Source organism: Betaproteobacteria bacterium (assembly GCA_016791345.1).
Taxonomy (GTDB): Bacteria; Pseudomonadota; Gammaproteobacteria; order Burkholderiales; family JAEUMW01; genus JAEUMW01.
Genome location: JAEUMW010000219.1, coordinates 1 through 13246, shown reverse-complemented (window position 1 = coordinate 13246; position 13246 = coordinate 1). Strand labels below are relative to the sequence as shown.

The 13246-nt window shown below is 67.7% G+C and carries 18 protein-coding genes; 4 read left to right on the top strand and 14 right to left on the bottom strand.

Features of this window, described 5'->3' with window-relative positions; all coding sequences use genetic code 11:
* Nucleotides 1-444: 444 nt before the first annotated feature.
* From JNK68_08485 to draG, 4 genes are read left to right on the top strand one after another with little or no spacing between them, the layout of a single operon-like run.
* Nucleotides 445-1017, top strand: coding sequence for a group II truncated hemoglobin (locus JNK68_08485; protein ID MBL8540396.1), 573 nt, complete (start codon nt 445-447; stop codon nt 1015-1017).
* Complete coding sequence (locus JNK68_08480; protein ID MBL8540395.1) at nt 1001-1588, top strand: hypothetical protein; 588 nt, start codon at nt 1001-1003, stop codon at nt 1586-1588. The genes JNK68_08485 and JNK68_08480 overlap by 17 nt, the downstream gene beginning before the upstream one ends.
* A gap of 27 nt (nt 1589-1615) precedes the next feature.
* On the top strand, nt 1616-2437 hold the full coding sequence (locus JNK68_08475) for an NAD(+) ADP-ribosyltransferase (protein MBL8540394.1): 822 nt from the start codon (nt 1616-1618) through the stop codon (nt 2435-2437).
* A complete protein-coding gene (gene draG, locus JNK68_08470; protein ID MBL8540393.1) occupies nt 2430-3332 on the top strand; it encodes an ADP-ribosyl-[dinitrogen reductase] hydrolase in 903 nt (300 codons plus the stop codon). The genes JNK68_08475 and draG overlap by 8 nt, the downstream gene beginning before the upstream one ends.
* A 35-nt stretch (nt 3333-3367) precedes the next feature.
* On the opposite strand, the gene JNK68_08465 is transcribed toward draG, so the two are convergent.
* The 14 genes from JNK68_08465 to nifA all read right to left on the bottom strand — a co-directional run.
* Nucleotides 3368-4192 carry an SIR2 family protein gene (locus tag JNK68_08465; protein MBL8540392.1) on the bottom strand — a complete coding sequence of 275 codons (825 nt, stop codon included), beginning with the start codon at nt 4190-4192 and terminating at the stop codon, nt 3368-3370.
* A gap of 11 nt (nt 4193-4203) precedes the next feature.
* Complete coding sequence (locus JNK68_08460; protein ID MBL8540391.1) at nt 4204-5388, bottom strand: DegT/DnrJ/EryC1/StrS family aminotransferase; 1185 nt, start codon at nt 5386-5388, stop codon at nt 4204-4206.
* Nucleotides 5385-5648, bottom strand: a complete 264-nt coding sequence (locus JNK68_08455; protein ID MBL8540390.1) for a hypothetical protein — start codon at nt 5646-5648, stop codon at nt 5385-5387. Before JNK68_08455 ends, JNK68_08460 begins: the two co-directional genes overlap by 4 nt.
* Nucleotides 5648-5857 (bottom strand): putative nitrogen fixation protein NifT, encoded by a 210-nt coding sequence (gene nifT / locus JNK68_08450; GenBank protein MBL8540389.1) that lies wholly within the window; start codon nt 5855-5857, stop codon nt 5648-5650. The genes JNK68_08455 and nifT overlap by 1 nt, the downstream gene beginning before the upstream one ends.
* 31 nt (nt 5858-5888) lie before the next feature.
* Nucleotides 5889-7022, bottom strand: coding sequence for a cysteine desulfurase (locus JNK68_08445; GenBank protein ID MBL8540388.1), 1134 nt, complete (start codon nt 7020-7022; stop codon nt 5889-5891).
* A 13-nt stretch (nt 7023-7035) separates the two neighbouring features.
* The gene (locus JNK68_08440) at nt 7036-7374 is read right to left on the bottom strand and encodes a hypothetical protein (GenBank protein ID MBL8540387.1); all 339 of its coding nucleotides are present in this window, start codon (nt 7372-7374) and stop codon (nt 7036-7038) included.
* Nucleotides 7375-7392: 18 nt separating this feature from the next.
* Nucleotides 7393-7626, bottom strand: a complete 234-nt coding sequence (locus JNK68_08435; GenBank protein ID MBL8540386.1) for a nitrogen fixation protein NifZ — start codon at nt 7624-7626, stop codon at nt 7393-7395.
* Nucleotides 7627-7633: 7 nt separating this feature from the next.
* On the bottom strand, nt 7634-7942 hold the full coding sequence (locus JNK68_08430; protein ID MBL8540385.1) for a nitrogen fixation protein NifZ: 309 nt from the start codon (nt 7940-7942) through the stop codon (nt 7634-7636).
* Nucleotides 7935-8717: an LRV FeS4 cluster domain-containing protein gene (locus JNK68_08425; protein ID MBL8540384.1), complete on the bottom strand. Its 783-nt coding sequence runs from the start codon at nt 8715-8717 to the stop codon at nt 7935-7937. Before JNK68_08425 ends, JNK68_08430 begins: the two co-directional genes overlap by 8 nt.
* Nucleotides 8718-8725: 8 nt before the next feature.
* The gene (locus tag JNK68_08420; GenBank protein MBL8540383.1) at nt 8726-9262 is read right to left on the bottom strand and encodes a hypothetical protein; all 537 of its coding nucleotides are present in this window, start codon (nt 9260-9262) and stop codon (nt 8726-8728) included.
* The gene (locus JNK68_08415) at nt 9255-9641 is read right to left on the bottom strand and encodes an iron-sulfur cluster assembly accessory protein (GenBank protein ID MBL8540382.1); all 387 of its coding nucleotides are present in this window, start codon (nt 9639-9641) and stop codon (nt 9255-9257) included. The genes JNK68_08420 and JNK68_08415 overlap by 8 nt, the downstream gene beginning before the upstream one ends.
* A gap of 6 nt (nt 9642-9647) precedes the next feature.
* Nucleotides 9648-9842, bottom strand: coding sequence for a 4Fe-4S binding protein (locus JNK68_08410; protein MBL8540381.1), 195 nt, complete (start codon nt 9840-9842; stop codon nt 9648-9650).
* 31 nt (nt 9843-9873) lie between these two features.
* Nucleotides 9874-11445 (bottom strand): nitrogenase cofactor biosynthesis protein NifB, encoded by a 1572-nt coding sequence (gene nifB, locus JNK68_08405; GenBank protein ID MBL8540380.1) that lies wholly within the window; start codon nt 11443-11445, stop codon nt 9874-9876.
* Between the two features lie 256 nt (nt 11446-11701).
* On the bottom strand, nt 11702-13246 hold a 1545-nt coding region (gene nifA, locus JNK68_08400; GenBank protein MBL8540379.1), incomplete at its 5' end, for a nif-specific transcriptional activator NifA.

The window sequence follows — 13246 nt, the reverse complement described above, 5'->3', positions numbered from 1 at the left end:
TATCTCCTTAAAACATTCGTTGAGCTGAGGTGCACCATGCACCCGCCAGTTGCCATGCCACCGGTCTGCAGCAACTAGTGCCCTTTATAGGTCTTCGTCTTAAGTCACTCGTCGGACCAACACGTCCGGTGCGAGCCCCTTACCGCAACCGCCGTGCCACGCCGACGGAGGTAACGCAACTCCATGAATACTCAGCGTGTTCTGGTGATTTTCAGGTGTCTTGCGAAGCGGTTGGGCAATGTGTGAAACACGACAAAACGAGCGTCGCTGTGAGGAACGACACACAGCACGACGCGAGCGGAGCCGATGTGCACGCGAACGTGGAGACCGCAGACAGCCCCGCCGTTGCGGCAGTCGGCGGCGAAGCGACGTGTAACTACGCCTGTCCGGTACGCCGATTGCTGAAACGAGGTGTCACGCCTATGCACGAGGCATCGAACCACAATGTGTTCACGACCTGATCAAGACACGCGCGAGGACTGTCCGATTGCCGACTCGGAGAAAGCCCGCGCGCTCGAGCTGGAGCTCGGTGCGCTGCCGGCGTCGAACCCGGTGCGGGTCGCTGCGCCGTCCGTGGCGTCGCAGCCCGCGGTCAACGGCGGGTCCACCGTGCGCCACAATCCGCACTTCGGACGCATCGGCGACGAGGCGGCAATCGAGCGTCTCGTCGAACGTTTCTACCACTACATGGATTCGCTGCCCGAGGCGGCGACGGTCCGCGCCATGCATCCGGCCGACCTTGCGCCGGTGAAGGCGGTGCTGGTGCGCTTCCTGATCGAGTGGACCGGCGGTCCGCAGCGCTATTCCGAGGTGCGCGGCCAGCCGCGCCTGCGCCGCAAGCACGTGCCGTTTGCGATCGGCGTCGCAGAGCGCGACGCCTGGATGGCGTGCATGACGCGCGCCCTGGCTGACACCGTCGCCGACGTCGAACTGCGCGACGAACTCGGGCGTGCATTCTTCAAGACGGCAAATTTTCTACGCAACGACGAAGGGAACCTCCATGACCACCATAGATAAGACCCCGCTCGCCGGCCTCGAGTCGGAAAAGCGCCTGCTGTCGCCCGTCTACAAGGGCGCTGTCGGCGACGGCGGACGCTTCGGTTTTCGCGGCGAGATCGCGCTCAAGTTCGCCCCGCAGCTCTCGAACGAGGCGAGACCGCCGGAAGTGAAAGTCATGCAGGTGATGACCGTGGCGGATCAGGGCGCGACGACGCTTCCGTTCTTTGCCGGCGTGGTCGCCTCGCTGGCACATCTCGAACTGGTGTGCGAGGTGCTGGGCGAGCGCATCGCCCCGGCCGGCAAGTATTTTCTGTTCGCGACCAACCTCGATATCTCCAAGCGCTACCAGATCCCGTACGCCGGGGCCAGGTGGTACGTGTTGCCGCTCGACGAGGCGACCGTCTACAACGAGCTGCTGGAACTCTTCCGCATCGAGAAGGGCGATCTCAAGAAGCTCGACAGTGCCGGCAAACTCGGGGCGGTCGCAGATGCCGCGGCTGGGTTCGCCGAAACGTGGCCGGAGGTGAGCTTCGAGGAAGGGCTGCGAACCATGGGCGAGGTCAAGGTGCGGGAGCACCGGCCGGTGTGAGCACGGGGTGATGCGGCAGCCGGCTCCGTGAGCGCAGAGAGTGCACCGCCGCAGGCGCATGCGTATGTCTACGGCACGAACCTCGTCAAGGTACCGGCGTGGGTGCTCGCCTCCACCGAGTTCAACGCACGTCCGCAGCAGCTTCACGTGCGTGGCACGCGCGCCAGCGTGCCCGGACTGTTTCGCATGCTCGATGCGTCCGCCGACGCAGCCGCCGCCGGACAGACGTTCGCGCACTACATGGAGCTCGTGTTCCGGCGTCCGCCGCCCCACGGCGCGGCTGCCGGGCGCCGCCACCGTGCCACCTGGCGCGAACTGCTCGCCGGCTGGGGCATGGATTCCAACGGTGCCGCTGGCGCGGTGATGAAGGGATGGGTGGAAAGCCGCTTCGGCCTGGCACCCACGTTTCACCGGGAACCGCTGGGGCGCTTCCCGTCTCCGGCGTGGCTGCGCTACCTGGAGGACAAGGCGAGCAGCCGCTATCACAACAACGACATCGACCGACAGCTCGATCTGCTGTTCGAGTACGCGCAATGGTTCATTGGCCGCTTCGGCATGCCGGGGCGCACTTTCGTCCGCCTGTGGCGGGGCGTGAACCGTTTCGCCGAGCAGGCGGTGGTGCGCGGTTCGCTGCGTGATCGTGCCTGCGTGCTGCGCCTCAACAACCTGGTGTCATTCAGTCTGTCGCGCGAGCGTGCGGAGGAGTTCGGCGACTGGATCCTCGAGGCCGAGGTGCCGGCGACCAAGCTCGTCTTCTTTCAGGGGCTGGTTCCCGGAGCGCCGCTCTCGGGCGAAGGCGAGGCGCTGGTGATCGGCGGTGACTATGAAGTGAAGGCGGCGTATGTCTGACAGCGAGCTTCACGACCGCGCGCTCGGCGCCTATCTCGGGCTTGCGATCGGTGACGCCCTTGGCGCGCCGGTGGAGTTCATGACGGCGCGCGAGATCGCGCACAAGTTTGGCACGTTCCGCCACATGACCGGGGGCGGCTGGCTGCGACTCGCCGCCGGACAGGTGACGGACGACACCACCATGAGCCTCGCCCTGGGCGATGCGCTCGTCGCTTGCGGCGGCTGGGACCTGCGCGCGGTCGCCGATGCTTTCGTCCGCTGGCTCAAAGCCAAGCCGGTGGACTGCGGCAATGCGTGCCGGCGCGGCCTGCAACGCTACATCGCTGACGGTTCGCTGAGCGCCCCGCCGAGCGAGGGCGACGCGGGCAATGGCGCCGTCATGCGCAATCTGCCGGTCGTGCTGGCGACCCTGGCGGACGACGCAGCCTTCCAGCGGCAGACGCTCGGGCAGTCCCACATCACGCACAACCACCCGCTGTCCGATGCTGCCGCGCTCACCTTGGGGCGCATGGCGAGCATGCTGATCCTGGGAGGCGCCACCGTGGACTGCAGGCCATTCGCCGACCGGCTGTTCGCCGAGCAGCCGAAGTTCCGCTTCACGCGCTATCCCGGGCGGGCAAGCGGATACGTGGTCGACACCGTGCAAACGGTGCTGCATCACTTCTTCGCTCACGAGGACTTCGAAGCGTGCCTGATCGCCGTCGTCAGTCGTGGCGAGGACGCCGACACCAATGCGGCGCTCGCGGGTATGCTCGCCGGTGCCCGCTGCGGCGCGCGCCGGTTGCCGAAGTCATGGCTGCGGACGCTCGATCCTGCCACCCGGCACCACATCGAAGCGCAGACGCCGGCGCTTCTTGCGCTCGGCAGGAAACCTCCGGCGGCAGCCGTCGCCTGAGCGGTGTGCCGCACAGGGCGACATCGCCGACAAGGTCAGGCGGGCTCCAGCGTCGCGCACAGCGCTTCGGCGAACGCATCGAGCGGCACGGCGATACGCTCGATGCCCTGCTCGGCGAGGAAGCGCGCCTCCATGCGCGTCGGCTCATCCGGCAGCACCGCCCAGTGCCGATCGCTCGACCGCTTCATGATCTGGCGCGCAAAGCCGCGCGGCAACTGATCGTTGAAGCGGCAGCCGAGAAAGAGGAAGCCGCGGCCGGTCCGCAACGCCTGCACTTCACGCGGGATCGGCGTCTGGATGTCGATCTCGGTCAGCACCTCCACGTAGTCGGAGTCGGACACCAGATAGTTGCCGGCCGGCGCCTGGGCGCCCAGCGGCTTGTACAGGATCGTCTTCCACTGCGGGTCCGGATCGGGCACCGGTGCGCCGCTCGCGCCGTACCAGCCGGTCCACGTGCCGAAATGCTCGGACTGCGACAATCCCTGCACCTGACCCCAGTCGCGCCGGTCGGCAAGCGCAGCAGCCATGGCGTTGTCGTACCACGCATCGACCACGAGCGGCGGCGCGATCCGCGCGAGCGCGCGGTGCAGGGCCGAAGGCACGGGCGGCTGTGCGAACGCCTCGTCCATCAGGTCGACGAGGGTCCGGCGGTGCTTGAAGTTCTCGATGAACTGCGCCGACTGCGTGAGCCGTCCGCGAATCCGGTACGGCACCGACACTTTTGCGGTGAGGCGCGCGGCGAGTGCCTCTGGCGTGGCCGGCACGGCGTATTCGGGTGTGAGTTCGAGCGTACGCGGACCGAGGTAGGGAACGACGGTACCGGCGAGCAGCCGGTCGGTCAGGGCGGTGGGCAGGGTCATGCTGCGGTCCTCTAGAGGTAGATGGCGGCACCGGCGCCGACGTTGACGGATGCGTCCTTCAAGGTCTTGACGATGTACTTCACCCGCTCGGCATCGAGGTGGCCGTGGAAGGGGAGCGCCAGGCTGCGGTCGGCGATGCGCTCGGTCGTGGGCAGGCCACCGCGGGCGGCACTGCGCTCGGCGTAGGCGAACTGTCGGTGCAGGGGCAGGCAGAACGCTGCAGTCTCGATGCCCTGGGTCTCGAGATCGTCGACGATCTGGTTACGCGCGCTCGCCGTGAAGCGCGTGCCCAGGTGCACGACGTAGAGCATCCAGTGCACCTCGTCGATGTCCGGCGCCTCGTAGGGCGGCTTGATGCCCTCGAAGGACTGCATCTCGTCGCGGTACCAGCTTTCGACGCGCTTGCGCCGTTCCAGGATCTGCACGACGCGCGCGAGCTGGGCGAGCCCGAGGGCGGCGGTCAGCTCGCTCATGGCCGTCTGCAGTGGCACGCGGCTGCCGACCGACACCGAACGCCGGTCGGCGAGGCTGCGCGCGCGCAGGTAACGAAGCTCCGTCGCCAGCTTGGGGTCGTCGGTCACGACCATCCCGCCCTCGCCGCAACAGAGCGCCGAGGGCTGCGAGAAGTCGAACACGGCGATGTCGCCGAAGCCGCCCACGCGCCGGCCAAGGTAGCGCGAGCCGATGGCTTCGGTCGAATCCTCGATGAGCGCGAGACGGCGTGCGCGGGCGAGCGCGGTGAGCTCGCGCCACGCCGCCGGGTGGCCGTTGGTGTTGCCCGCAATGATGGCACGGGTGGCCGGGCCGATCTTCTCGACCACGGCTTTCGGCGCGACGCAGTGCGACCAGTAGTCGATGTCGGCCAGCACCGGCGTTGCGCCGGCGAGCACGACGGCATGGGCGATCTGGTGCCACGCGTAGGCCGGCGCGATGACCTCGTCGCCGGCGCCGATGCCGAGCGCACGCAGACCGAGCCACGCGCCCAGCGTGCCGCTTGCGACCGCAACCCCATGGTCGCGACCGACATAGGCGGCAAACTGCTCCTCGAACGCCGCCACCGTATTGCCGGAGGAAAGGTGCGGCGAGCGCAGCACAGCCGCGACGAGATCGAGCTCCGTCGTGCTGATGTCGGGGTCGGACAGCGCGACGTGCTCGACTTCCGCGACCAGACTCGTGCCCGCTTCCGGTGTATTCATGATGACTCCGTGACCACCACCGCGCCCGCCTGTGCCGGGTCACCGGTCACCGACCAGCAGTGACCGTCGCAGCTCATGAGGTACAGGCTCAGGGCGCCTGCCTGCAGCACAGGAGATTCCTCGCGCAGATCGAACGCATCCACCACCGACGCGTGCAGCCCCGGCAACTTCGACCGGATCGCCGCTGCGGCGGCCCGTGCGTTCGGCGCCTCACCGGCGAGCGTTGCCAGGGTGGTCAGGTCGTCCGCCGTGAGCGCCATCAGCCGGCGACCTTGCGCGCCTCGACCGTGATCGGCAGCGGCGTCTCGGGGGCGAGCGCCGGCAATTCGAGCTCCCAGCCGTTGGCGAGTGTCACCGTGCCGCCCCACATCTCCGGCCGCTGCATCGACACGATCGGCTCCTCGAGGTCCTTCTTCGGCACGTAGGCGGAGAGGGCGCCCTGGGAGGTCTTGCGGATCATCACTTTCATGGTGGCTCCGGTGAGGATGAGGGTTGGGAAATCAGGCGGCGCGGCTCCAGCCACCGGCCAGCGCAGAGAGCGTTTCGACGACGTGCGCGATCTCGGCGGCGGTCGTCGCGCGCGACAGCGAGATGCGGATGGTCTCCAGCGCCTCATCACGCCTCGCGCCCATCGCCAGCAGCACGTGCGATGGCTCCGTGCCGCCTGCGCTGCAGGCCGAACCCGACGCGGCGCAGATGCCGGCGCGCTCGAGCCGGTCGAGCAGCCATTCCGCCTCGATGCCCGGGAGGCGCAGGCTCGTCGTGTTGGGCAGGCGCGGTGCACTTTCGCCGTGAACGCGCATCGCGGGCAGTCGCGCCCGCAACCCCGCTTCCAGGGCGTCGCGCAGCTGTGCCATGCGCCCGGCATCGGCGTCGAGGGTGTCGTGGGCGAGTGTTGCCGCGACGCCGAAGCCGACGATGCCCGGCACGTTCTCCGTGCCGCCGCGCCGGCCGCGTTCCTGACTGCCGTCGATGAGCGGTGGCAGTTCGAACCCTCTGCGCACGACCAGCGCGCCGACGCCTTTTGGCCCGTGCAACTTGTGCGCGGAGCAGGTCAGCAGATCGACGCCCCATTCGGCGAAGTTCACCGGCACGCGGCCGACGGCCTGCGTGGCGTCGACCAGCATCGGCACGTCGCGGCGTGCCGCGAGCGCAGCGGCTTCCGCTACCGGGAGCAGGACACCGGTCTCGTTGTTCGCCGCCATCAGCGCGAGCAGGGCGGCGTCGGGCTGAAGGACACGCTCGAGCGCGTCGAGGTCGAGCCGGCCGGTGCGGTCCACGGGCACGATGTCGACCGCCACGCCCTCGCGTGCGAGCCGTTGCGCGGCGCGCAGCATGCCGGCATGTTCGACCGCGGAGACGACGATGCGGCGGCGCCCGGGCGTGCGTGCAACCGCGGCGCGCAGCGCCCAGACGTTGGCCTCGGTGGCGCCGCTCGTGAATACGACTTCGGCGGGTCGTGCCCCGAGCAGGCGTGCGACCTCGCCCCGCGCCTGCGCTACGCGCGTCTTTGCTGCCTGACCGGGCCCATGCTTCGACGACGGGTTGCCCCAGTCGTCCTGCAGGCAGGCGGTCACTGCCGCGACGACTTCCGGCGCGGGTCGGGTGGTGGCGTTGTTGTCGAGGTAGATCATGACATTCGTCGCGTCACGGCCAGAAGCGGCGCTCCGGGTCGAGCCGCAGCGTCTCCAGGAGGTCGCTGAGGCGGCCGTCGCGGTAGGCGGTCCAGCGTTTCGCCGCGTGATCCTTGTAGTAGATGCGCCAGCCGTCTGCGACCGGCTTGAGCCATGCGATGTCGATCATGCCGCCCGCCGAGTCGACGTTGCGCGAGCAGCACGGACTGCTGATGCGCCAGCCGCCCTCCGCCGCCTGCAGCACCGGCCGCACGTAGCGGTAGCGGACGCGCTCGCGCAGCACGCGCAGCACGCGTCGGCGATCGAGTTCGCCGGCAGTCGTGACCTGCGACGGGCCCTGCTCGGAAGTCACCTGCGCGCTCATGGCGCCTCACGCGGGCACGATTTCGTCCTCGGTGCAGCCGATCACGCTGCCCGCGAACTCGACCAGATACACCGGGACATTCGCATCGACGTGGTGTCCAACGCGCACGATCTCGCCCACTGCGCCGGATTCCACCAGGAGTGCCCCGTCGGCGCGGTCAGGATAGGTGCCGTCGTTGAACAGATCCTGCACGGCCGCCACCGGCTGGCCCCATTGGTACCTCGGTTCGCGCGGTTCCATGAGCTGTCTACTCTCCCCAGTTGACCTCGTCGTCAGCGCCGGCCTCGTCGAGCGATTCCAGCTCGCGCCCCTTCATGCCGACGCGATAGCCGCGCTCCACGAAATCGACGCCGTAGATGTAGAACTGCTGCAGGAAGGTGCCAATGGAGGTGACGTAGCCGACATCGCCTTTCTTCACCAGCACCTCGCCGATGTCCTTGCCGCGGAAGGTGCCGTCGTTGCGCACGGTGTAACGGCTGCGGACCTTTTCGCCGTAGTCGAAGCGCGGCGGCGCGTCGAGCTCGACCACGTGACTGTCGCGCGAGATCTCAGCCATGGCGTTCCTCTCCGTGGTCGTGCGCGAGGCGCGCGTGGGCCTCGCGGCGAACTTCGGCATCTGCGTCCTGCGCGAGCCGGGCGAGCAGTGCCGGGCCGGCGCGCTGGGTGAGCTCCCAGCGCACCTCCCACGCTTCGTCATCGAGCAGGCGGTCGAGCAGGGCGAGCGGCAGCCGGCGCGCGACGACGCGGCGCACGGCGATCTCGGGGTCGTCGGCGAGGCGCAGCAGCGCGGGCATGCCGATGCGTTCGGCCACCGCCAGGCGCACCTCGCGGTCGGGGTCGTCGAGCATGCGCGGCAGCAGGGCGCCCGGCAGCCGGCGCGCCACCAGCACCCGCACGTAGTAGTCGGGGTCGTCGACGAGTGCGCCGAGCGCCGCGGGATCGAGGCGCAGTGCCACGCGGATGCGCACTTCGCGGTGCGGGTCGTCGCGCAGGCGCGCCAGCAGGCGCTGCGGCAGCCGTGTCGCGACCGACAGGCGCACGGTCTCGTCGGGGTCGTCGGCGAGCTTCGTCAGCCGGAAAAGGTCGGCGTGCTTGCAGGCAATCGCCCGCACCTCGAAGTAGGGATGGTCGAGATAATCGTTCGCCGTGCTGCGGTTCCAGCGAAAGAAGCGGTCGATGCGGCGCGCGTAGCGGTCGAACACGCAGGCGTGGAGCGGCGCGCAGCGCCCAGCCTGCTTGAGCGGCTGGTTCACGCAGCCTGCGCAGTCGAGCGGGGTGCCTTGCCAGTCGACCGCAGGGATGTCGTCCGTGCGATCGGGCGACGCGGGCAAGTTCCTGCTCACGGTTGCGGGCCCTCGTGGTCCGCGTATTCGTCCACACCCCTGCGTTCGATCACCTTCTCGAGCACGCTTCCACCGACGCGATCGAGCGGGTCGAGCAGCCGCAGCAGGGCAAGTGCCTCGGTGCCGTCCTGTTCGTCACCGAGACGCAGGCTGAGATAGGCGTAGCCCTTGAGCGAGAACAGGTAGAAGCGCGGCAAGGACTCCATGCCGTCGAACAGGTCGGGGTCCGGTGCGACGTAGCGCCAGTCTTCGGGCAGACCGAGCTCGCGTGCCGCGCAGCGCATCGCCTCCACTGCCACGTCGCGGGCCGCAGCCAGGCGGTTGCCGTAGAAGTGGAAGCGGTACAGCGCGATGAGCGTTGCCGGATGACCCGACGCAGCCGCGCACGCCTCCTCCAGCTTCTGCTGCGCCAGCGCCGGCTCGTGGTACAGGTGTCCGGCCTCGCGGATGAGCACCTCGACCGGCGCTGGCAGGCCATGGCCGAGGACGGCGTCATCGGGGAATTCCGCCGTTACGGCACTGGTCTCAGCCACGCCGGATCGCACCGATCTCGATCTTCGTCACGCCCGGGGTTGCCGCGGGGCCCGGCGCGCTCGTGCTGCACGCGCAGGGACCGGCGTTCGGATTGAAGAAGGTGAGACCGGTCGCCGTGGGTGTGTCGGCGAAGTCGACGATGACGCCGTCGAGCAGCAGCCGGCTTTCGGCGGGAAGAAAGAGCTTGAGGCCGTCGAACTCCAGAGTGGCGTCGCCGGGCGCAGCGTCACGCTCGACGGTGAACTCCGCGTTGTAGCCCGAGCAGCCGCCGGCGGTGACCGTGAGGCGGAAACCCGCCTCCTCTCCCTGTCCGCCGAAGCGGACCATGCGGTTCATGAACTTGCGCGCGGCGGCGGTCACGGTGAGATTGGGCAGCATGGTGTCTCAAACCTTCTTGATGCAGCCGTCGACCGGGCACACGGCAACGCACTGGGCCGAGTCGAAGTGTCCTTCGCATTCGGTGCACTTGGCCGGATCGATGATGAAGACACCACCTTTCTCGCGGATGGCGACGTTGGGGCACTCCGGCTCACAGGCCGAACAGCCCGTGCACATGGAACCGATGATCTTGTAGGCCATGATGGTCTCCTTATCGTGAGAACGGTTTCAGCTACGCGGCGACGTAGGCGCCCTGGCGGATCGCCGCATCCCCGCGGACGGAGTGGGTGATCTCGCCGGCGTGCACGCGCGCCGCGTATTCCTTGAAGTATTCGAGCGCCGACTGCTCGATGAACTCGTGGGCATAGCGCTCCACCGGCTCGATGCCGGCCGCCTTCAGCTCGTCGCGCGGACAGGCGCCGATCTTGGCGACGAACACGGCATGACAGTCGTTGATCGCCTTTACCACCGAGGGCAGCGCCTCGTCGTCGCCGTAGCCGCCCTGGCAGTACAGGTCGACCCGCCGGTGCCCGACGAACTTGGTTCCGCTCGCCGACACCTCGAAGATCTGGAACTCGTGGGCGTGACCGAAGTGCTCGTTGATGCGGCCGCCGCCCTTGGTGGCCACGGCGATGAGGAGCTGAATGTTGCTCGCTGCGGCGTCGAGTCCCGCCAGCGCCGCCGCCTTGGCGCGCACCTTCTCCTGCCGCTCCGCTTCGACATGCGTCTGGTATTCACGGCGCCGCTCGAGGTCGTAGACCACCTCCAGGTTCTCCACCTTGTCGGTGGTGAATTCGGCGGAGCGATCCTCGCCGAGCAGGCCGACGGCGTCGGCGCGGCATTGCCGGCAGTGGCGCATCATGTTCATCTCGCCTTCACACGCGTCCTGCAGCGCCTTCAGCTCCTGCGCCGTCGGACCGCGTTGCCCGGTGAGTCCGAAGTAGGTGCCGTGCTCGGCCTCCGAGATGAGCGGCATGATGTTGTGCAGGAATGCACCGCGCGACTTCACCGCGCGGTTCACCTCGACGAGATGTTCGTCGTTCACGCCGGGGATCATCACCGAGTTGACCTTCACCAGGATGCCCCGCGCGGTCAGCATCTCCAGGCCGAGCATCTGGCGCTCGGTGAGGATCTTCGCGGCCTCGTAGCCGGTGATGCGACGGTGATCGTAGAAGATCCACGGATAGATCTTCTCGCCCACTGCCGGGTCGACCATGTTGATCGTGATCGTCACGTGGTCGACGTTGTATTTGACGATCTCGTCCACGTAATCCGGCAGCGCGAGGCCGTTGGTGGACAGGCACAACTTGATGTCCGGCGCCTGCTGCTGCAGCATGCCAAAGGTCGCGAACGTCTTCTTCGGATTCGCCAGCGCGTCGCCCGGCCCGGCGATCCCGAGCACGGTCATCTGCGGTATCTCGCTCGCCACTGCGATCACCTTCTTCACCGCCTGCTCCGGCGTGAGCCGCTCCGAGACCACGCCGGGGCGCGATTCGTTCGAACAGTCGTACTTGCGGTTGCAGTAGTTGCACTGGATGTTGCAGGCCGGTGCCACGGCGACGTGCATGCGCGCGTAGTGGTGGTGCGCTTCTTCCGAGTAACAGGGATGGTTCTTCACCTTCTCCCAGATCTCGGGCGCGAGATCACCGGCGCCCGCGCCGGATCCGCAACTCGACTTGCCGCTGCCGCCGGTGGTGCTGCACCCGGTGTGACCGGTGGCACCAGCCACCTCGACCTTGATCGCCGCACCGAGCGGTTTCAACCGCGTAGTGCTGGCAGCGGAGAGGTCAACGGTTTCCTGCATCGCGGACTCCTGGGCAGTGAAAGGGAACACCCGTGGAACCGCGAGATCACCGCACGGCGGTCGACGGCTCCTGTCGAGGCTTGAATGGCAAGCCGTATGCCACGCGGACAAATGCCTGAAACACCAATAACGTCAGTTGGTTACAGGCTGTCAGCGAAATCCGCAGGAGTGTCGTGTTGCTTACAAAGAGGAGGCGACTGTTGTGAACCGAACACGCTCAAACGTGCAGCGCGTGGTGGAATGCTCGCCGGCAGGATTACAGCCGTTTGACTTCGATGTTGTGCTTCTTGAGCGCGTAACCGAGTTGTCGCGGCGTGAGATTGAGCAGGCGGGCGGCTTTCGCCTGCACCCAACCGCAACGCTCCATCGCCTGCACCAGCCGGTCGCGCGGACTCGCCCCGCCGGCGGCAGAAGTGTCGTGCGCTCCATCGGCCGCGTGTGCTGCGGCAAACCCGCCGTCATCGTGCGGCACCACCACCACCGGCACGGAAAGCGCGCGCACGTCCTGATACTTCCACAGCGTGGACGACAGGCACTGATCGCGTTGACAGGGAACGTCCTGTTCGGAGATGACGTCGCTGCGCACCATCGTCGCGGCGCGCTCGAGACAGTTCTCCAGCTCGCGCACGTTGCCCGGCCAGTAACAGGACGCAAGGATGCGCATTGCGCCCGGGGCGACCGACACCTTGCGGCCACTGTCGCGATTGAAGCGGTCGAGGAAATGCTCGGCGAGCAGCGGGATGTCGTCGCGCCGCTCGCGCAGCGGCGGCAGCACGATACAGACGACGTTGATGCGGAAATAGAGATCGGCGCGGAATTCTCCCTTGCTCACCATCTCTTCCAGATTGCGATTGGTGGCGGTGATGAGTCGCAGGTCCACGTGCAGCGTGCGGTTGCCGCCCACCCGCTCGAACTCCCGCTCCTGCAGCACGCGCAAGAGCTTCGCCTGGAATGCCGGAGAGATGTCGCCGATCTCGTCCAGGAAGAGCGTGCCGCCGTGCGCCTGCTCGAAACGCCCCTTGCGCTCGCCGATCGCGCCGGTGAAGGCCCCCTTCTCGTGGCCGAACAATTCCGACTCGAGCAGCGTTTCCGAGAGCGCCGCACAGTTCACCTTCACGAACGGCGCATCCTTCCGCGTGCTCAGAACGTGGATGGCGCGCGCGATGGCTTCCTTGCCGGTGCCGCTTTCACCGCGCAGGAGGACGCTGGCGCGTCCGGGCGCCGCCTGGTGCACCTGCGCGAACACCTCCTGCATGCGCTTGCTGCGTCCGATGACGTTGTCGATTGTGTACTTTCCGCGCAGGGCCTTCTGCAGGCGCGAGTTCTCCTGCATCAGCGTCTCGCGTTCGCTGGCGACACTCTCGTGCAGCTTGACGGTCTGCCCGATCAGGTTGGCGACCATGGACAGGTAGCGCACGTCGCGCTGGAAGTTGGTCGCCACGGTGCCGTGCGCGCGCATGCTGCTCAGCACGCCGAACATGCGCCTGCCGACCTTGATCGGGACGCCGACGAAGGACACCACTTCGTTGGGTGCGGCCCTATGCGAGCCGGTGCGGTTGAGAAACAGCGGTTCCTTCGAGACGTCGGGCACCACCGCCGGCACGCCGCTCTTGAGGATGCGCCCGGTGATGCCCTCGCCGCGGGAGAAGCGTCCGCGCGCGAACTCGTCCGCGGTCATCACGCCCGAGGCAGCCACCAGTTCCAGATCGCCGGAGGTTGCGATAAGACTCACCATCGCGCGCGTGACGCCCAGGTGCGACGAGAGCACGTTGACGACCGTGCGCAGCGTCTGGCGCAGATC